The organism is Amycolatopsis sp. cmx-8-4, assembly GCF_046548675.1.
GTDB lineage: Bacteria > Actinomycetota > Actinomycetes > Mycobacteriales > Pseudonocardiaceae > Amycolatopsis.
Genome location: NZ_JAEBDZ010000001.1, coordinates 206,998 through 225,381 on the forward strand (window position 1 = coordinate 206,998; position 18,384 = coordinate 225,381).

The 18,384-nt window shown below is 70.1% G+C and carries 16 protein-coding genes, 1 tRNA gene and 1 pseudogene; 11 read left to right on the top strand and 7 right to left on the bottom strand.

The genetic code is table 11. The features are described 5' to 3' along the window. Positions 1-17 precede the first annotated feature (17 nt). Both ACLJQZ_RS01050 and ACLJQZ_RS01055 read left to right on the top strand, forming a co-directional pair. Positions 18-2,165: a bifunctional MFS transporter/dTMP kinase gene (locus ACLJQZ_RS01050; protein WP_410618061.1), complete on the top strand. Its 2,148-nt coding sequence runs from the start codon at positions 18-20 to the stop codon at positions 2,163-2,165. After that, positions 2,162-3,367, top strand: a complete 1,206-nt coding sequence (locus ACLJQZ_RS01055) for a DNA polymerase III subunit delta' (protein ID WP_410618063.1) — start codon at positions 2,162-2,164, stop codon at positions 3,365-3,367. Before ACLJQZ_RS01050 ends, ACLJQZ_RS01055 begins: the two co-directional genes overlap by 4 nt. A gap of 70 nt (positions 3,368-3,437) precedes the next feature. On the opposite strand, the gene ACLJQZ_RS01060 is transcribed toward ACLJQZ_RS01055, so the two are convergent. Next, the gene (locus ACLJQZ_RS01060; protein WP_410618064.1) at positions 3,438-5,099 is read right to left on the bottom strand and encodes a hypothetical protein; all 1,662 of its coding nucleotides are present in this window, start codon (positions 5,097-5,099) and stop codon (positions 3,438-3,440) included. A gap of 133 nt (positions 5,100-5,232) precedes the next feature. On the opposite strand from ACLJQZ_RS01060, the gene ACLJQZ_RS01065 reads away from it, so the two are divergent. Continuing rightward, a tRNA-Thr gene (locus ACLJQZ_RS01065) sits at positions 5,233-5,306 on the top strand. Positions 5,307-5,377: 71 nt separating this feature from the next. Here the strand turns inward: ACLJQZ_RS01065 and ACLJQZ_RS01070 are convergent. From ACLJQZ_RS01070 to ACLJQZ_RS01085, 4 genes and pseudogenes are all read right to left on the bottom strand, one after another. Then, positions 5,378-5,608, bottom strand: coding sequence for a hypothetical protein (locus ACLJQZ_RS01070; protein WP_410618065.1), 231 nt, complete (start codon positions 5,606-5,608; stop codon positions 5,378-5,380). An 880-nt stretch (positions 5,609-6,488) separates the two neighbouring features. After that, complete coding sequence (locus tag ACLJQZ_RS01075; protein ID WP_410618066.1) at positions 6,489-7,031, bottom strand: dihydrofolate reductase family protein; 543 nt, start codon at positions 7,029-7,031, stop codon at positions 6,489-6,491. 264 nt (positions 7,032-7,295) lie between these two features. Further along, a pseudogene (locus ACLJQZ_RS01080) lies at positions 7,296-8,144 on the bottom strand (methyltransferase domain-containing protein); the annotation flags it as partial. A gap of 608 nt (positions 8,145-8,752) precedes the next feature. Continuing rightward, complete coding sequence (locus ACLJQZ_RS01085; RefSeq protein ID WP_247058823.1) at positions 8,753-9,208, bottom strand: GreA/GreB family elongation factor; 456 nt, start codon at positions 9,206-9,208, stop codon at positions 8,753-8,755. A 123-nt stretch (positions 9,209-9,331) separates the two neighbouring features. On the opposite strand from ACLJQZ_RS01085, the gene ACLJQZ_RS01090 reads away from it, so the two are divergent. The 5 genes from ACLJQZ_RS01090 (at position 9,332) to glyA (ending at position 12,778) form a co-directional block, all read left to right on the top strand. Next, the gene (locus tag ACLJQZ_RS01090) at positions 9,332-9,919 is read left to right on the top strand and encodes a TetR/AcrR family transcriptional regulator (protein WP_247058822.1); all 588 of its coding nucleotides are present in this window, start codon (positions 9,332-9,334) and stop codon (positions 9,917-9,919) included. 216 nt (positions 9,920-10,135) lie between these two features. Beyond that, the gene (locus ACLJQZ_RS01095; RefSeq protein ID WP_326944942.1) at positions 10,136-10,657 is read left to right on the top strand and encodes a gamma carbonic anhydrase family protein; all 522 of its coding nucleotides are present in this window, start codon (positions 10,136-10,138) and stop codon (positions 10,655-10,657) included. Between the two features lie 39 nt (positions 10,658-10,696). Continuing rightward, entirely contained in the window at positions 10,697-11,119 is a 423-nt protein-coding gene (locus ACLJQZ_RS01100) for an uL11 family ribosomal protein (RefSeq protein WP_410618068.1), read from the top strand. Between the two features lies 1 nt (position 11,120). Then, a complete protein-coding gene (locus ACLJQZ_RS01105; protein WP_410618070.1) occupies positions 11,121-11,282 on the top strand; it encodes a hypothetical protein in 162 nt (53 codons plus the stop codon). 227 nt (positions 11,283-11,509) lie between these two features. Next, on the top strand, positions 11,510-12,778 hold the full coding sequence (gene glyA, locus ACLJQZ_RS01110) for a serine hydroxymethyltransferase (RefSeq protein WP_410618071.1): 1,269 nt from the start codon (positions 11,510-11,512) through the stop codon (positions 12,776-12,778). Between the two features lie 53 nt (positions 12,779-12,831). Here glyA and ACLJQZ_RS01115 read toward each other — a convergent pair whose 3' ends face one another. Continuing rightward, positions 12,832-13,095, bottom strand: a complete 264-nt coding sequence (locus ACLJQZ_RS01115; protein ID WP_410618072.1) for an inositol monophosphatase family protein — start codon at positions 13,093-13,095, stop codon at positions 12,832-12,834. 65 nt (positions 13,096-13,160) lie between these two features. Here ACLJQZ_RS01115 and ACLJQZ_RS01120 point away from each other — a divergent pair, with 65 nt between their 5' ends. Further along, positions 13,161-13,394: an Lrp/AsnC ligand binding domain-containing protein gene (locus ACLJQZ_RS01120; RefSeq protein WP_410618073.1), complete on the top strand. Its 234-nt coding sequence runs from the start codon at positions 13,161-13,163 to the stop codon at positions 13,392-13,394. A 95-nt stretch (positions 13,395-13,489) separates the two neighbouring features. Then, positions 13,490-15,145, top strand: coding sequence for an MDR family MFS transporter (locus ACLJQZ_RS01125; protein WP_247058813.1), 1,656 nt, complete (start codon positions 13,490-13,492; stop codon positions 15,143-15,145). Between the two features lie 80 nt (positions 15,146-15,225). Here the strand turns inward: ACLJQZ_RS01125 and ACLJQZ_RS01130 are convergent, their stop codons facing one another. After that, positions 15,226-15,744 (bottom strand): inorganic diphosphatase, encoded by a 519-nt coding sequence (locus tag ACLJQZ_RS01130; RefSeq protein WP_360666903.1) that lies wholly within the window; start codon positions 15,742-15,744, stop codon positions 15,226-15,228. Positions 15,745-15,919: 175 nt separating this feature from the next. Between ACLJQZ_RS01130 and dacB the strand changes: the two genes are divergently transcribed. Further along, entirely contained in the window at positions 15,920-18,352 is a 2,433-nt protein-coding gene (gene dacB, locus ACLJQZ_RS01135) for a D-alanyl-D-alanine carboxypeptidase/D-alanyl-D-alanine-endopeptidase (protein WP_410618075.1), read from the top strand. The last annotated feature ends 32 nt before the right edge of the window (positions 18,353-18,384 follow it).

Here is an 18,384-nt window from a genome sequence, read left to right on the forward strand (position 1 = left end):
GGCGTATCAGCGAGGGCGTGCGATCGGTACCCGGGTCCGGCCCGGGCGGGTCGTCGGGCGCCGAGGCGTCCACGATCAGCCGGGTCCGGCGGGTGCTGGCGATCAAACCATTCCGGCGCCTCTGGGGCGTCACGTACCTGTGCAGCGTGGCCGACTGGCTGAACATCCTGGCTCTCACCGGCCTGGCCACGAAGCTGACGAACAACTACTTCGCGCAGAACTTCGCCTTCGTCGGCGTCGTGCTGACCGGACTGGCGCCGGGGCTGCTGTTCGCCCCGGTCGGCGGCCTGCTCGCGGACCGGTTCGACCGCCGCAAGGTGATGGTGGTCGCCGACCTCCTGCGCTGCGGGTTCCTGCTGTCCATCGCCTTCGTCAGCGCGCCGTGGTGGCTGCTGGTCGGCAACTTCCTGGTCGGCAGCGCGGCGAGCATGTGGATCCCCTCGAAAGAGGCGGCGGTCCCGAACCTGCTTCGCCGCCCCGACCAGGTCGAGACGGCCAACCAGCTCGGCATGGTGATGACCTACGGCCTCGCCGTCATCACCGCGGCCGGCGCGAACGCGATCATCACCGGCGTCAACACGACCTTCCACCTCTTCCCGGGGGAGAGCGCGAGCCTCAGCATCGCGAAGCTGGTCGTCATCATCACCGGCCTGCTCTACCTGGCCAGCGCGATCCTCATCGCCACCCGCATCCCCGAGCTGTCGCTGCGCAACGTCCACGAGCTGCCGGAGCAGAAGGCCAAGCAGGCTGACGAGGCGAAGCCCGGCATCGGCACGATGATCGCCGACGGCTTCCGCTTCATCCGCAGTACGCCGCTCGTGCGCGGGCTGCTGGTCGGCGCGTTCGGCGCCTTCGCGGCGGGCGGTGCCGTCATCGGCTCGGCCAAGCCGTACTCCTCGAGCCTGCTGGCCGGTGACTCGGCGTTCAGCCTCCTGGTGCTGGCCATCTTCCTCGGCCTCGCCTCCGGCATGGCCTTCGCGCCCAAGCTTTCCCGGCGGCTCCCGCACGACCGGCTGTTCGGCGTCTCCATCATCGCGGCCGGGCTCTCGCTCGCGCTGGTCGCGTTGTCGCCGCACCTGTCGGTCTCGCTGATCACCGTGGTCCTGGTGGGATTCTGGGCCGGGACGGCGTTCCTCACCGGTGTCACGATCATCGGCTCCCGCGTCGAAGACGCCATCCGCGGCCGGATCAACGCGATCTACCAGCTGATGATGAAGCTCGTGCTGTTCGGCACCACGGTCACCGTCCCGGTCCTGGTCGGTGTCGTGGCGCCGCACACCATCAACGTCTGGGGCAGCCCGGTCACGATCGACGGCACCCGGCCGATCATGCTCGTCGGCGCCGCGCTCGCCCTGATCGCCGGCTTCTTCGCCTACCGGCAGATGGACGACAAGCGCACCGAGCCGATTCTTTCCGACCTGCGCAACGCGCTGCGCCGCACGCCGCGGCGGGTCAACGGCTTCCTCATCGCCGTCGAGGGCACCACCGCGATCAACACCGCGATCCAGGCCGTCAACCTCGCCGACTGGATGCGCGGCGGGACCCGGCCGGTCGTGGTCGCCGCCGACCCGGCGCTCGACGACAAACGCTTGACGGCGCTGGTTTCCGGCGCGTCGCTGACCGGCGCGCGCGCCCAGGCGCTGGCCGCCGCCGCGGTGCGGGCCGACATCGTCGAGCGGCACGTCCAGCCGGCGCTCGACGCCGGTTCGGTCGTGGTGATGGAGCGGTTCGTCGATTCGCCGCTGGCGCACCTGTCCGCCGTCGCGGGCCTCGACAGCGACGAGCTCGAAGGCCTCGCCGACTGGGCGACCGGACGGCTGCGGCCGGACCTGACCGTCCTGCTCGACGCCGCTCCGCCCGGGGCGCCGCGCGACCGGGCGGCCACGATGAACGACCAGTGGCGCGTCCAGCACCTGCTCGTCGAGATGGCCGCCGCGGACCCGGAACGCTACGTCGTGATCGACGCCGACGGCACCGACACCGAGGTCGCCGCGCGGATCCGGACCGCCCTGCGCGCCGTGTTCGTCGGCCGCCTTTCCGCGCTGGCCCCGGCTGCGTCCACACCGGAGCAGCCGGTGACCCGGCCACTCGACGTCGACGAGCCGCCGGCCGAGGAGACCCTGCCCGTCGAGACCGCGGACGCGTCTCGCGTGGAGGCGAAGTGACGACGACCGAACGCATCGGCGTCTGGAACCAGCTGGTCGGCCAGGAGCCCGCGGTCGAAACCCTGACGGCGGCCGCGTCCGCCGCGGCGAAGATCGTCGCCGGGGAGCCCGCGCCGCCCGGCGCGATGACACACGCCTGGCTGATCACCGGCCCGGCCGGGTCCGGCCGCTCGGTGGCCGCCCGGACGTTCGCCGCGGGCCTGCAGTGCAGCACCGGCACCGGTTGTGACGCCTGCCCCGGCTGCCACACGACGATGGCGGGCACCCACGCCGACGTCCGGCTCGTGGTGCCGGAAGGCCTGTCGATCTCGGTCGCCGAGATGCGCGCGCTGGTCCAGGCCGCGGCGCGCCGCCCGACCACCGGCAGCTGGCAGGTCGTGATCATCGAGGACGCCGACCGGCTCACCGAAGGCGCGTCGAACGCGCTGCTGAAGGCTGTCGAAGAACCGCCGGACCGCACGGTGTTCCTGCTCTGCGCGCCCTCGGACCACCCCGAGGACATCTCCGTGACGATCCGTTCGCGCTGCCGCCTGGTGAACCTGCGGACGCCGCCGCCGGAGGCGATCGCCGACGTGCTCATGCGCCGGGACCACGTCGACCCGGACCAGGCGCGGTGGGCCGCCGCGGTCTGCGGCGGCCACGTCGGCCGCGCGCGCCGGCTCGCCACCGACGAGGCCGCGCGCCAGCGTCGCGCCACGGTCCTGCGGATCCCGCTCGGCCTGCGCCGCCCCAGCGACGTCTTCACCTGCGCCGACCAGCTGATCAGCGCGGCGGAAGCCGACGCGGGCGAGGCGAGCAAGGGTCGCGACGAGGACGAGCGCAACGAACTGCGCACGGCGATGGGCGGCGACGGCGTCGGCAAGGGCGTCGCGGGCGCCAAGCGGGCCGCGGAAGCCGCGGTGAAGCAGCTGGAGAAGAAGCAGAAGTCCCGCGCCACCCGCACCCAGCGCGACACGCTGGACCTGGCGCTGATCGACCTCGCGGGCTTCTACCGCGACGTCCTGGTGACGACGACCCGCTCCGGCGCGACGCTCAACCACCCCGACCACTTCGACCAGATCGCCGAAGCCGCGACGGCGTGGACCCCGGAGTCGGCGCTGCGCCGTCTCGAAGCGGTGCTGGAATGCCGCGAGGCGATCGATCTGAACGTGAAGCCCCGCATCGCCGTCGAGGCGATGGTCACGACGCTTCGCCAGGGCTGAGGACAAAAGAAACCCCGTCAGGAGCCTGGCTCCTGACGGGGTTCTTCACTGTCCCCGGGGCGGTCTCAGGTCACTCGCGCGGCCGCGGTGACGGCTTGAACGGCTTCTCCTCGGCCAAGATTGGCAGCGGACGACGACGCGTGCCCGGCATCGCGGCCACCATGACCACGCCGAGCAGGAGCATCGCGGTGCCCGACCAGAACAGCGGCACCGTGTCGTACGCGCCGCCGGTGTAAGCGAGGTTCTTCACCGGGCCCTTGGGCGCCTCCCCGCCCGCGGGCGGCGGTGTCGTCGTGCTCCCGCAGACCACGCCGTCGGTCGGCGCGTAGGCCCGCGCGATCTGCTCACCGATCGACAGCTGCGCCAGCGAGGACGGCAGGTTGCTCGCCGCGTCGCCGGGCAGCAGGCTCTTCAGCTTCGTCGTGGGCAGCAGCTGCAGGTCGAACATCCGCGCCGAAGCGCCGAGCTGGAAGCCCTTGAACGGCGTCGTCATCGCCGCGCTCTTCTGGTCGAGCCCGGCGATGCTCAGCCGCAGCACGCCCAGGTCGAGCACGGTGCCCGCGGTGTTGCCGACCTGCTGGATGCCCTTGGTGAGCGTCGAAACCAGGCCGCCGACCACCGGGATGTCGTTGAGCTGCCCGAACTGGTCGCTCAGCCCGGCCAGCGGCAGCCCGATCGGGATGTCCTTGGTCGGGTGCGCGGCGTCCAGCGTGTAGAGCACCTTGCCGCCTGCTTCGATGGTCAGCACCGGCGCGGTGTACTCCACTTTGGACGTCTTCGCGTCGCCGGTGGAGGTCACCTTCAGCGTCGGCTGGCTGGCCACCTTGATGCTCAGCGCCAGCGGCGTGCCCTTGAGGATCTCGATGTCCGCGCCCTGCAGCGTCGACGTCGACTGCACGGCCTTGTTCTTCGAACCGGGGATGTCGACGAGCTTCACCTGCGAGCGCGACGACAGCGCGTTCGGCAGGCTCAGCAGCGACCCAGTGCCGCTGGCCGCGGTCTGCCCGCCGCCCTGCAGCAGGCCGCCGAGGCTCTGCAGGCCCTTGGTCAGGTCGAAGCCCTTCGCGAGCGTCGACGGGTCGAGCGCCAGCTTGTCGAGGCCGAGGTTCGGCAGCGACGGGATGACGTTCAGGAGCGACAGGCTCGCGACGGACGTGCTGGCGTCGGCGATCGTGTCGACGCACGGGCCGAGCGTCGGGCTCCAGCGCGCGTGCGCGGAGCCGTTCAGCAGCCCGACGTTCAGCAGCGGGTTGGACGGCGCGTTGAGCCCGCCGGTGATCGGCTGCGGGTTGTCCGGCAACGCGGTCTGCACCACGCTGCCCGGTGTCTGCGGCGCGTTCCCGCCCACCGACAGCCCGAGCGGCGACGCCTGCGCGACGGCCTTCTCGTAGCTCAGGTAGGCGTCGGAGTTCGCGGACGCGCTGGACAGGCCCATCCCGGCCTCGAGCGCCGACTGCTTCGGCAGCGTCGCCCCGAAGCCGGGCAGAATCGTGCTGGTCGGCACGGCGTTGGGCAGCAACCGCACGATGCCGAGCGCGGTCCCGGCGTCCCCGACGGCCTGCCCCAGCGGCTGCGGCCCGATCGGCGCCGAGATGGGCGCCTGCCCGGAACTCGCCGGCTGCGGGATCGGCGTGGTCGGATAAGTCGGGTCGGCCATCGCCGGCGCCGCGCTGAGCAGGAGCAACGCCGCGGCCGCCGGCAGGGCCGCCGAACGGGGCAGTCTTCGCCGCATGTGCCAGTGCCTCCAGGTAGGTCGATCGTGGTGTGAGATCGACGTCATAGGGCCCTAACGACGGTGCCCCGGGAAAGTGACGCTCACAGCCTCCGCTACACTGGTTCCCGTCGCCAGCGCGAGCCGGAGACATGCCGCCTTAGCTCAGTCGGCCAGAGCGATTCACTCGTAATGAATAGGTCAGGGGTTCGATTCCCCTAGGCGGCTCCGCAGGTCAGGCCCCATCCGAGGCATCTCGGGTGGGGCCTGACTCGTCTTGTGGGTGTCTAAGTGAGTGTCTAAGACGCCTGGCCGGTGGGCGGAGAAAGTTCCGCAGGTTCACCCATCACGGGGGAAGTCCAGTCCGTTGCGATCGCGCCCGACGGCTGCCGGGTGGATCTTGCTTCCCGATGGACCAGCTTCGTCACGGCGATGCTGCTGTGCTCGACCAACCGCGAGATCACCTGGATCGGCGTACCCCAAGCCCGAGCGGCGATCTGGCGGGCGGTGAGCCCGGCGTCGTCGAGCAAGGTGGTGAGCGTTTGCGCAGGGTCTTGAAGGCGACCCACTCGCACCCGGCCCGCCGGCGGAATGGCAGCCATTGCCGGTTGGTCAGGTTCTGGAAGCTCAGGTACCCGCCCCGGCTGTTGCAGGTGATCGGGCCGGTCGGGTTCGGCGCCCGGAGCCGGTCGCGCCGGTCGACGAGCATCACCACGTACCAGTCCGGAAGCGGGATGCCCCGTTCCGCGTTCGTGGTCTTCCCGTCGTTCTTGATCGCGCCCCGGCACGCGCCTGGATCAGGCTGCTACTGACCTGAAGCTCCTTGGCGTGCCCGTCGAAGTCCGAGAGGTCCGCCGCGATCGCTTCATTGTCGGTGTCGAGCCTGTCCAGGAGGTCGAACAGCTCCTCGATCGTCAGGGACCGAGCCCTGGCCTTCTTGGTCTTCGCGCGGCCGGGTGGAGCCTTGGCCCTTGGTGCGTCACTCGTAGAGGGTATTGACCAGAATGCCGAAGTGCTCGGGCAAGGAAGGAAAGCGGAGCGAGAGCTTATCTTTGCCAAGCAAGGAAATCTCGAACAAATGTTCAATAATGGAGATTCTCCAATGGGTCGACACGCCGGCTCTGGACCCCCGCGCCTGAAGATGAGAAAGCAGGGCGTGTAACTACTTTCGACGCGGAATCCGCGTCGTGACGTTCCGTACGTTCGGGCACGCAGACCTGAGCGGCGGTGTGGATGACCCGTTGCGGAGACCGGCTACAAGCCACTTCCAGAGGTCGCCCCGACGGCACGGCAGAGGATTCCGAGCCGCTCTGAGCTAGACGGGCACCAGATCCGTCCAAGCGAAGAAGCGAGGGTCGGCTGCGTTCCCCGAGTGCCGTCGAGCCCGTCTTCTTCGAACGTGCGGAGTCCTCAGACCGGGCGGTAGCTGAGGATCATGGTGCCGCTGGAGCCGCGCGTGACGTCAAGCAGTTCCAGGCGCCGCAGCTGGTCTTCCTCGGGGATCAAGCGCTTCTTGCCCGAGCCCGCGAACACCGGGTGGACCAGGATCGTGAGCACGTCGAGCAGGCCGTCGGCGATCAGCGAGCGGACCAGGCCCGGGCTCCCGTAGACCCCGATGTCCTTGCCGGGCTGGTTCTTCAGCTTCGTGATCTCGCCTGCGACATCGGTGTTGATCAGCGTGCTGTTCTCCCACTCGACCTTGTCGAGGGTGGTGGACACGACGTACTTCGGCGTACTGTTGATGAACTTCTTGAACCCGATGCCGTCGTCGGCGGTCGGCCAGTAGCCGACCCACTCCTCATAGGTCGTGCGGCCGAGCAGCACCGCGTCCTGTGATTCCTGTTTCGCGGCCAGATCCGCGCCCATTTCGTCGTCGTAGTCGAACTGCCACACGTTCGGCGACTCGACGACTCCGTCCAGGGTGTAGAAAAGCCAGGCGACGACCTTGCGCATGAGACAGCTCCCGAGAATCGGCGTTGGTTACGCGCGTATTCAACCCGATGCGTCCGGACCACGCTACCTCCGGTCCATCGTTGGTGCGGAACGACTCCGCCCGACGTGAGGAATTCACAAAGATTCCGGCCTGCGGCCTACGAAGAGCAGGTAACCCAGTTCCGGCACCAGACCGGCGGGGTCGCGGAACAGGTCGAGGATCGGGATGACGGCCTCGCCGTACCGCGCCAACAACTCGTCGTAGCGCCGTTCGACGGTCTCGAGCACACGGAAGCCGGTCAGCTGGACGTGCTTGCTGATGTCGTGGAACTCCACCAGCTCCAGCCCCGACTCGGCCACCAGCTCGCGGTAGGCGTCGGCGTAGAGCAGCGGGCTCGCGTGCATGGCGTCCAGGTGCTCCTGCACCAGCCGCGCGTTCTCCTCGGACATCGGGGCGAGCTGCAGCTGGTCGGTGACCACGATCCGGCCGCCGGGGCGCAGCACCCGCGAGGACTCGCGGAGCACGCGCAGCCGGTCCATGTGCATCAGCGACTCGAAGATCCAGACCACGTCGAAGGAGCCGTCGGGGAACGGCAGGCTCGCGGCGTCGGCGTACTCGAACCGGACGCGCTCCCCCAGCCCCTTGTCGGCGGCGCGCTGGTTGGCGTCGTCGATCTGCTCCTGGTTGTTGGAGATGCCGACGATCTCCGCGGGCGAGGTCTGCGCCAGCCGGAACGCGGGCAGTCCGACGCCGCAGCCGATGTCGAGCAGACGGCCGCTGCCGAGGCCGGACTTCTCGATGACCAGGTCGGTCAGCCGCTCGGTCGCCTCCTGGATCGGGGTCTGGTCCTCCTCGGACTCCCAGTAGCCCTGGTGGAAGTTCTCGCCCCACACGTCGAGGACGACCTTGTTGCTCAACTGGTAGAACTCGTCGGTGTCCGTGGCGGTGGGCGCACTCGAGTCTGTCGTCACAGTTCCTCCTCTATACGGCAGAACCCATGGTCCCGCCACGACCGGCAGCCGTCTTCTCCGCCGATGCCGATTTCGCGGGCGAACGTGCGGAGAGGCGGCCCAGTGGTCCCAACGCCACAGGCACCCCGAACCGGCATGGGCGACCACCCCGTCGTCGGACATCTCGAACTCGCCGAAGTCCAGGACGTACAGCGCGCCGTCCGGACCGAACGCCACGTCGATCGGGCGGTTCAGCGGCAGGTCGGTGGTCAGCCGGTGGGTCGACCCGTCCGCCGGGTCCACCCGCAGCAGGTCACGGCCGATCGGGGGCCCGCCCGCGGGCAGGCATATCGGGGCCTCGTCGCCGAACAAGGTCTGAAACCCGGCTACGGCTCGTGCCGTGTGCTGCCGCGCTGGAGCGAGCCTTCGCGGCCCGGCAGCGTTGGCGTTCGCTAAGTGTCGAAGCGAGTGTCAATCAGGGTGGCAAGCGGCGGACGTCCACGGACGCCTGGAGACTTCGAATGTGCAGGTCAGAGACCTGCGACCAAGGTCAACAAGTGGCGAATTCCGCTCGTAATGAATAGGTCAGGGGTTCGATTCCCCTAGGCGGCTCGACAAGACCTGGAAGGCCCGTGCTCGCACAGAGCGCGGCCTGTTGGCTTGTCTCGCGTGTTTTGTGGGGTGCGGCTTGGAATTTTCTTCTGGGGAACCACCCTTGTGGGTCAAGTTTCGGGCTTGAAGCAAGCGAAGGCCCCCGCTTTGTGAGCGGGGGCCTTCGAGGTGAGCAGGGGTTACTTCGGCGGGGCTACCTTGACCACGCTGGCCTTGGCGTCGCCTCGGGGGGTGCGGTAGGTGATCTCGTCGCCCGCTTTGCGGCCGACCAGGGCCAGGCCCAGGGGACTGTCCGAGGTGATCGCGTCGGAGTCTTCGCCCGGGACCGTCACCACTTGGAACGTCTCTTCGTCGCCGTCCGAGAAGCGGAGGGTGACCGTTGTGCCGTCCGGAAGCTGGGCGTTGCCGTAGCCGCCGTGTTCCATCTTCGCGGCCAGGTCCGCGATCTGGCGGTCGAGCCGCGCCGCGGCCTCCGCTCGATCGATCACGTCCGCCTGGTCCGCCGCGTCGCCCGTTCGCTCCTGCTCGCCGGGTTGCGGTGCGAGAGCTTCGCGTTGCGCGCGCAGGTTCGCGATTTCCTTCTCCAGCTGGCTGCGCGCAGCCGGGCTGAGCCCCTTGTCCCCTGAGATCACCATGCCGCGCATTGTCCGCCGCGCGGACCGGGGTGGCCAATCCGGTTTTTCACCCGGCGGCCACTCGCAGGACGTCTGCCCTAGGATTTGGGGCCGTCGTCCAGGAAGAAGGTAACGAGAATCACCGTGAGCGCCGTCCCCGGTCGCAGTGACCGGCTCTCTCCCAACCAGCTGGCCAAGCAGGAACAGATCGTCGAGGCCGCCCGCGTCGTGCTGGCCCGCGACGGCCTCGCGGGCTGCACCGTCCGCGCCATCGCGGACGCCGGACCGCTCACCAAGAGCGCGATCCACTACTACTTCGCCGACATCGACGTCCTCATCGACCGGGCCATGGCCGCGCACATCACCGCGTTCGCCGCCGGCCTGCGCGACGTCGGCGCGAAGCACGCCGACCCGCGCAAGCGGCTGTTCGCCGTGGTCGAGGAGTACCTGAGCGTGTTCGCCGCGAACCCGAACGCCGCGTTCCTCTGGTTCGAGTACTGGATCGCCGCCGGCCGGGCGCAGCACCCGCAGGCCATCGACGTGATGCTCACGTCGCTCACCGAGCTCCTCGCCGAGCTGCTGGCGCCCCTGGACGTCGACGACCCGCGCGCCCGGGCCCGCGCGCTGCTGTCGTACCTGCTGGGCACGGTCGTCCAGCAGCGGGTGCGGCCGCGGTCGTTCGCGACCCTGCGCGCCGACATCGAGGCGCTCTGCTTCGCCAACTACGGCTGACGGCAGAGGCGTAGCGCGCTCTCCATGCACATCCTCTCGGCCTCGTCGGTGGTGACGCGTCCGGCCGCGACGTCGCGGCGGCCGTGTGCAGGAGCCCGAGGATCGCGGCGGCGAGCCAGGCCGCAGGCAGTGCCGCGTCGAACTCGCCCGTGGCCCGGTCACGCTCCGGCTCTACAGCAGGCAGGGCTGAGGAAACCGCTCGTCTAGGGTGCGGACATGCCTCTGTTCTCGTTCGAAGGGCTCAGCCCGCAGGTCCACCCGGACGCCTGGATCGCGCCCACCGCCACCCTCATCGGCGACGTCGTCGTCGAGAAGGACGCCTCGATCTGGTACGGCGTGGTGGTCCGGGCCGACTTCGGCCGGATCGTCATCCGGGAGGGTGCCAACATCCAGGACAACTCGGTGATCCACGTCAACGACGGCGTCTGCGAGGTCGGCAAGAACGTTACCGTCGGCCACCAGTGCCTGGTGCACGACTGCACCATCGGGGAGCAGGCGCTGATCGGCAACGGCTCGACGGTGCTCGACAAGGCGAAGATCGGCGCGCGGGCGCTGGTCGCGGCGGGCGCGACGGTCACCCCGGCGACCGAGGTGCCCGAGGAGGTCATCGCGATGGGCAGCCCGGCGAAGAAGTTCGTCCCGCTGACCGATTCGGCGCGGATGTGGGTCGACCACAACGCCGCGATCTACCAGGAGCTGGCCCGCCGTCACCGCGCCGGCACGAAGCCGATCGATTGAGGTTGACTCTCCAGTAACTGGAGACTCTAGCTTCGGATCATGGCTCCGAAGAAACTCACCCACCAGGTCACCCTCGAACTCGCCGCGGGCAACGCCCCGGTCGTCGACCTCGGCAAGATGCTGGGGCAGACCGGGGTCAACCTGGTCGAGATCAAGAGGACCTACGACGCGGCGACCGCCGGCCAGCGCGGCGACATCGTGCCGGTGGTCGTCTCGGTCTTCGAGGACCGCTCGTTCGCGCTCCGCCTCAAGTCCCCGCCGACGGCGTTCCTGATCAAGAAGGCGCTGGGGGACAAGGGGTCCTCGCGGCCGGGGCACGAGGTGGCGGGCAAGATCACGACGGAGCAGCTGCGCGAGATCGCCGAGCGCAAGCTGCCGGACCTGAACACGTCCGACGTCGAGATGGCGATGCGCACGATCGCCGGCACGGCCCGGTCCATGGGTGTCGCGGTCGTCGACTGAGGTGCGCAAGCACGCGGTCGTGCCGCCGTTCCACGCGCTGGACCCCGAGCTCAGGGTGGCGGAACGGTTGCTGCGCCGGGGAAACCCCGAGCTGAGCGGCATCGTCGCGCGGCTTCCGGACGACAAGCGGCCGCGGGGGCGGCCGGGCTCGCGGAACTCGTGAGTGGCGGCGTGTGAAGCGCTGCGCGACCTGCGCCCGACCGTTCTGCGACCGCACTTCCGGCTGCACGCGCAAATGGTGTGCCGAACACGGCCGGGCCTCGAGCGGGGTGCACTAGTCTGTCCCCGCAGCAGCGACTGGCGCCATCGAGGTGGAGCACCACCGGGAAGCGACGACGAGGCCGGCACCGCGCGCCTGGGTGAAGGCCACTCCAGAGCCGGAGTACGCCCATGACCCACCAGCCGAGACTGAACGCGCTCGCCGCCGCCGACCCCGCCATCGCCGGGCTCGTCGAAGACGAAGCCAAGCGCCAGCACGACAAGATCCGCTTGATCGCGTCGGAGAACTACGTCTCGCAGGCCGTGCTCGAAGCCACCGGGACCGTGCTCACCAACAAGTACTCCGAGGGTTACGCGGGCAAGCGGTACTACGAGGGCCAGCAGTTCATCGACCAGGTCGAGCTGCTCGCCATCGAGCGCGCGAAGGCCGTCTTCGGCGCGGACCACGCCAACGTCCAGCCCTACTCCGGGTCTCCGGCGAACCTGGCCGTGTACCTCGCCTTCGCGAAGCCCGGGGACACCGTGCTCGGCATGGCGCTGCCGGACGGCGGCCACCTGACCCACGGCTGGAGCGTCTCCGCGACCGGCAAGTGGTTCACGCCGGTGCGCTACGGCGTCACCAAGGAGACCGGCCGCGTCGACCTCGACCAGGTTCGCGACCTGGCCCGCGAGCACCGGCCGAAGCTGATCTTCGCCGGTGGCACGGCGATCCCGCGCACCATCGACTTCCCGGCGTTCGCCGAGATCGCCGCCGAGGTGGACGCGGTGCTCGTCGCCGACATCGCGCACATCGCCGGGCTGGTCGCCGGTGGTGCGCACCCCTCGCCGGTCGGGCACGCGCAGGTCATCACCACGACGACGCACAAGACGTTGCGCGGTCCGCGTGGCGCGATGATCCTGTCCGACGCCGAGCACGCGAAGGCCGTCGACAAGGCCGTGTTCCCCGGCCTGCAGGGCGGCCCGCACAACCACACGACAGCGGCGATCGCGGTCGCTCTCGGGGAGGCGCAGCAGCCGTCGTTCAGCGACTACGCGCACAGCATCGTCGCCAACGCCCGCGCGCTGGCCGACGCGCTGCTGGCTCGCGGTTACGACCTCGTGTCCGGCGGCACGGACAACCACCTGCTGCTGATCGACCTGACGAACAAGGCCGTCGCGGGCAAGCCGGCCGCGCAGGCCCTCGACCGCGCGGGTATCGAGCTGAACTACAACACGGTGCCGTTCGACCCGCGCAAGCCGTTCGACCCGTCCGGCATCCGGCTCGGCACGTCCGCGATCACCACCCGCGGCCTGCGGCCGGAGCACCAGACGCAGGTGGCGGACTGGATCGACCGCACGGTCACCGCGGCCGCCGCGCAGAACGAGTCCTCTTTGGACACGATCGCCGCCGAGATCCGCGAGTTCCTGGCGCCGTTCCCGATCCCGGGTTACTCCGCCTGAGTTGAAAGCCGTGAAGGCCTCCTTACCGGCCATAAGAGCCGGGAAGGAGGCCTTCACGGCTTTTGGGCCAGGGCGGCCAAGGCGAGCGGGTGCAGGGTGGGGGTGGCGGCGAGGAAGCTCGGCGACGCGGGGGTCCACGGGGCGCCGTCGGCGGTGGTGACCACCGCGCCGGCCTCGCAGGCGATCAGGGCCGCGCCGACGAGGTTCGTCGCGTCGCGGCCGTACTGCCAGAAGACGTCCAGGCGGCCGGCGGCGACGTCGGCGACCTGCCACGACGTCGGGCCGAGGTTCCGGACCGCGGCGACCTCGTCGAGCACGCATCCGGACCTACGCGAACATCGACGTCACGGCGCTCGGTCTGACGGTCGACGCCAACGTCTGGATGACCGTCCCGCCCGGCCGGCTCGACGATGTCGGGCGCGTGCTCGCGCGGCACCCGATGGTCCACGGCACCCTCGCCACGACCGGCGTGACCAACCTGATGGCCGCCGTCTGGTGCCGTGACCTGGCCGGCCTCTACGCGTTCGTCACCGGCCTCGACGTGCCGTCCGCCGAGGTCACGGTGGTCGCGCGGGCCGTCAAGCGGGGCGGGAGACCAGGGTCACAGGATATTTGATTGCACGATACAAGCTTCAGCGGAATAGTTGGCCGAAGCAAGTAGTTGACAGCTACAAGCAACTACGACGAAGGCTTCATCCGAGGGAGACCACCATGAGCGACACCACCACGGCGGAAGGAGCAGCCGCTACGAAAGGCCGGCTATCGCACCGTCAGATCCTGACCATCCTGTCCGGGCTGATGCTCGGGATGTTCCTCGCCGCGCTCGACCAGACCATCGTGTCGTCGTCGATGCGCACCATCGCCGACGAGCTCCACGGCCTGTCGCTGCAGGCCTGGGCCACCACGGCGTACCTCATCACCGCCACGCTTTCGACGCCGCTCTACGGCAAGCTGTCCGACCTCTACGGCCGCAAGCCCATGTACCTGACGGCGATCTCGCTGTTCCTGGTCGGCTCGCTGGCCAGCGGCATGGCGACCTCGATGTACGAGCTGGCCGCGTTCCGCGCGTTCCAGGGCCTCGGTGCCGGTGGCCTGATGTCCCTGGCGCTGGCGATCATCACCGACATCACCGCGCCGCGTGAGCGCAGCAAGTACCAGGGCTACTTCATGGCGGTGTTCGGCATCTCGAGCGTCGCGGGCCCGGTCGTCGGCGGCTTCTTCGCCGGCATCGACTCCTTCGCCGGCATCACCGGCTGGCGCTGGGTGTTCCTGGTCAACGTCCCGATCGCGCTCGCCGCGCTGGCCGTCGTCAGCAAGGTCCTCAACCTCCCGCACACCCGCGTTGAGCAGAAGGTCGACTACTGGGGCGCCGTGACGCTGGCCGTCGGGCTGGTGCCGCTGCTGATCGTCGCCGAGCAGGGCCGCGAGTGGGGCTGGGGTTCGGCCGCGTCGATCGCGATGTACGTCATCGGCGGGCTGGGTGTCGTGGCCTTCATCTGGCAGGAACGCCGGATGGGCGACGCCGCGCTGCTGCCGCTGCGCCTGTTCAACCGCCCCGTCTTCCGGATGGCCACGCTGGTCACCGTCGTGCAGGGCGCCGGGATGTTCGGCGCGATGATGTCGCTGCCGCTGTACCTGCAGATCGTCAAGGGCGCGACGCCGACCCAGGCCGGCCTGCAGATGCTCCCGCTGACGCTGGGCATCATGGTCGCCAGCCTGACCAGCGGCCGGCTGATCTCGAAGACCGGGCGCTACAAGATGTTCGCGGTGGCCGGAATCGGCCTGATGGCGGCGGCGCTGTTCGCGCTGTCGACGATCACCGTCGACACCTCGCTCAACCTGGTCATGGTGATCGCCTTCGTGATCGGCCTCGGCCTCGGCGCCTCGATGCAGACGCTGGTGCTGGCCGCGACCAACGACGTCCGCCCGCAGGACATCGGCGTCGCCACCTCGGCGGCGACGTTCTTCCGGCAGATCGGCGGCACGGCGGGCACCGCGGTGTTCCTGTCGATCCTGTTCGGCACGGTCGGCGACAAGATCGCCGGCGCCGTCCGCTCGGCGATCAGCACCCCGGCCTACGCCGCGGCGCTGGCCCAGCACCCGGAGTTCGCGCAGCAGCTGAAGAGCGGCCTGGACGTCAACGACACGTCGTTCCTGTCCTCGCTCGACCCGACGCTGGCCCGGCCGATCCTGCAGGGCTTCGCCGACTCGATGAGCACGGTGTTCCTGGTCGGCGGGATCGTGCTGACCGTCGGCTTCGCCCTGGTGTGGTTCCTCAAGGAGAAGCCGCTCTCGGACAAGTCGGCGATGGAGCAGCGCGCGGAGGCCGAGGAAGAGGGCACTCCCGCCCTGGCCCTGGCGCACTGACGCCACGGCCTGGCGAAAAGCCGTGAAGGCCTCCTTACCGGCCATAAGAGCCGGTAAGGAGGCCTTCACGGCTTTCAGTGTCAGTGGGCGGCGCCGCCGTCGGCTTTCTCCTTGGCCAGGCGGTCGGTCTCGCGCTCGTACGAGCGGCCGATCTCGGCCTCGGCCTCCGTGCGGCCGACCCAGGACGAGCCCTCGACGCTCTTGCCGGGCTCGAGGTCCTTGTACACCTCGAAGAAGTGCTGGATCTCCAGGCGGTGGAACTCGTTCATGTGGTGGATGTCGCGCAGGTGCTCGAGGCGCGGGTCGTTCGACGGAACGGCGATGACCTTGTCGTCCGGGCCCTTCTCGTCGGTCATCCGGAACATGCCGATCGCGCGGCAGCGGATCAGGCAGCCCGGGAAGGTGGGCTCCTGGACGAGCACCATCACGTCCAGGGGGTCGCCGTCCTGGCCGAGGGTGTCGTCGATGAAGCCGTAGTCGGCCGGGTACTGCGTGGCCGTGAACAGCGTCCGGTCCAGCTTGATGCGGCCGGTCTTGTGGTCGACCTCGTACTTGTTGCGCTCCCCTTTGGGGATTTCGATCGTGACGTCGAACTCCACGGCGTCCTCACTGCTTCTTTTAGATCCGGGCGTGCCCGCACGTCGCGGGCGGCAACCTCAGCGACTGTCTTGACGTCTCCTAGTGTGGACTACGGCCTGCCCGGCGGTCGCATCGATGTCGGCCGGGAGGCATGTGAGCTTGGCCCCTTCCGGGGCAGGTGAGAAGGAGTGGTGGGTGCCGGAAAACGACCAGCCGATGTGGCCTTCGTCGGACGAAGACCGCTCGTCGTCGGGTGCGGGCAAGACCACTCCGATGTCGCTGCCGGACACCCCATCGGCGTCAGCCGGACGGGTGAGCGTGCCGAAGGTCACAGGCAGTGAGGCGCCGAAGGGCTCGTGGTTCGCGCCGAACGTCGAGCCGGAGCCGGTGCCCGGCTTGAACGCGCCGGTCGAGCCGCCGGAGCCGCCCGAGCCGCCGCCCGCGGTCAAGCAGGACCTCGCCGACCGCCTCGGCGGCCCTCCTAAGCCGAAGCTGCCGGAGCCGAAGCCCGCCGAGCCGGAGCCGGCCGAAGCCGCCGAGCCGGTCGAGGCCGAGCCGGAGCCCGCCGAGCCGAAGGCCGCGGAGCCGAAGTGGGACCCCGAGAGCACCCGGCAGATCAAGGTCGAGAAGCAGGAGAAGCCGGAGAAGGCGCCGTGGGTGCCGGTCGAGCGGAACGTCTGGCCCGGCGGGAAGCCGGAGCAGGGCGAGCCGAAGAAGCCGGACGAGCCGCAGCAGCCGTGGCGCGAAGAGCTGCAGCACTGGCGCGAGACGCAGCAGCGCGGCGAGACGCACCAGCAGCAACAGCGGCCGCCGGACCAGCAGCGACCCCAGGACCAGCAGCAACGTCGTGACGAGACGTCGTCGCGGCCGAACCCGGACGCCCCCTGGGCGCAGCGGATCGACCTGCGGGAACACCGCGGCGACCGGCCCGCCGAGCCCGGCGAACGCCGTCCCGGCCTGCCGCCCGAGCCGCCGCGCGGGGTCGTCCCGTCGGCGTCGGCCGGCTCGCTGGCCCGGCCGAAGCGGATCGAGCCGGACGGGCGGCAGTTCGACGCCGAGGCGACCGTCGGGATCGAGCGGCCCGCCCAGTTCCCCGGCGCCTTCCAGCAGCAGCCCCAGTCCCGCAACGAGCAGCCCCGCAACGAGCAGCCCCGCAACGAGCCGCAGTCGCAGCCCGAGCCCCCGGCACCGGCGCCACCCGCTGCCGAGGCCGCGACCGCCGCGGAGCCGCCGAAGAAGAAGCGCAAGGGCAAGCTGATCGCGATCGGCGCCATCGTGCTGGTGGTGCTCGTCGGCCTCGGGGTCGCCGCGGCCATGCCGAAGGTGTCCAACCGGCTGGGTCTGCCGTGGGCGCCGAACGCGCCGAAGGGCGACAGCCCCGACCCCGTCGCGGCCAGCCGCGTGCTGCAGGGGCCGAACACCTCCGGGCAGACGCCGACCGCCAACGGCGTCAAGTCGGCCCTGGCCGGTGCGGCCGGCAACAGCGCGCTCGGCCAGCTCACCGGCAGCGTCGTCGACCCGGTCAGCGGCACCGAGCTGTGGAACCGCAACGCGGCTTCGCCCGTCACGCCCGCGTCGACGACGAAGGTGCTCACCTCCGCGGCCGCGTTGCTCTCGATGGACCCGAACACGCGGCTGTCGACGAAGATCGTGCAGGGCGCCGACCCGGGCACGGTGATCCTGGTCGGCGGCGGCGACCCCACCCTCACCTCGCTGCCGCAGGGCACCGAGTCGCCGCTCTACCCGAGCGCCGCCCACGTCGACGACCTCGTCGCGCAGGTCAAGAAGGCCAACCCGGGCGTCAAGAAGGTGCAGGTCGACCTGAGCCTGTTCAAGGGCGCGACGACCGCGCCGGGCTGGGCCGCGGGCGACGCGCCGTCGACGTTCGCCACCCAGATCTCGTCGGTGATGGCCGACGCCGGCCGCCTGGACCCGAAGAACAACAACTCCCAGCGCGTGCCCAACGCGGGCAGCGCGCTCGCGGGGACGATCGCGTCGAAGCTCAGCGCCTCGGCCGGCGGCCAGGCGACCGCGCCCAAGGACGCCAAGGTCCTCGCCGAGGTCAAGTCGGCCCCGCTGACCGAGCTGGTCTCCGACACCATGGAGCTGTCCGACGACGTCCTCGCCGAAGCCCTCGCCCGCCAGGTGGCCATGGCCAACGGCCAGGAAGCCAGCTTCGCCGGCGGTGCCGCCGCGACGCTCAAGGTGCTGAAGGACCACGGCTTCGACACGACCGGCGTCCAGCTGTCCGACGGCAGTGGCATCTCGGACCAGAACAAGATCCCGGCGAAGCTGCTGTCGCAGGTCCTCGCGGCCGCGGCGGGTCCGGAGGGCAAGCACCCGGACACCGCCAAGCTGCGCGCGCTGCTGGCCGGCCTGCCCGTGGCCGGTGCGTCGGGCACCCTCGCCGACAAGCGGTTCGACACGGCGGGCTCCCAGGCCGGCCGCGGCTGGGTGCGGGCCAAGACGGGCACGCTCACCGGCGTCAACACCCTCGCCGGGGTGGTGCTCGACCAGGACGGCCGGGTGCTGGTGTTCGCGTTCATGTCCAACGGCTCGGACACCGACGCCGGCCGGGACGCCCTGGACGTCCTCGCGACGGGCCTCCGGAAGTGCGGCTGCGGCTGATCGCGTACCGGTCCGTGTGCGAAGCGTGCGGA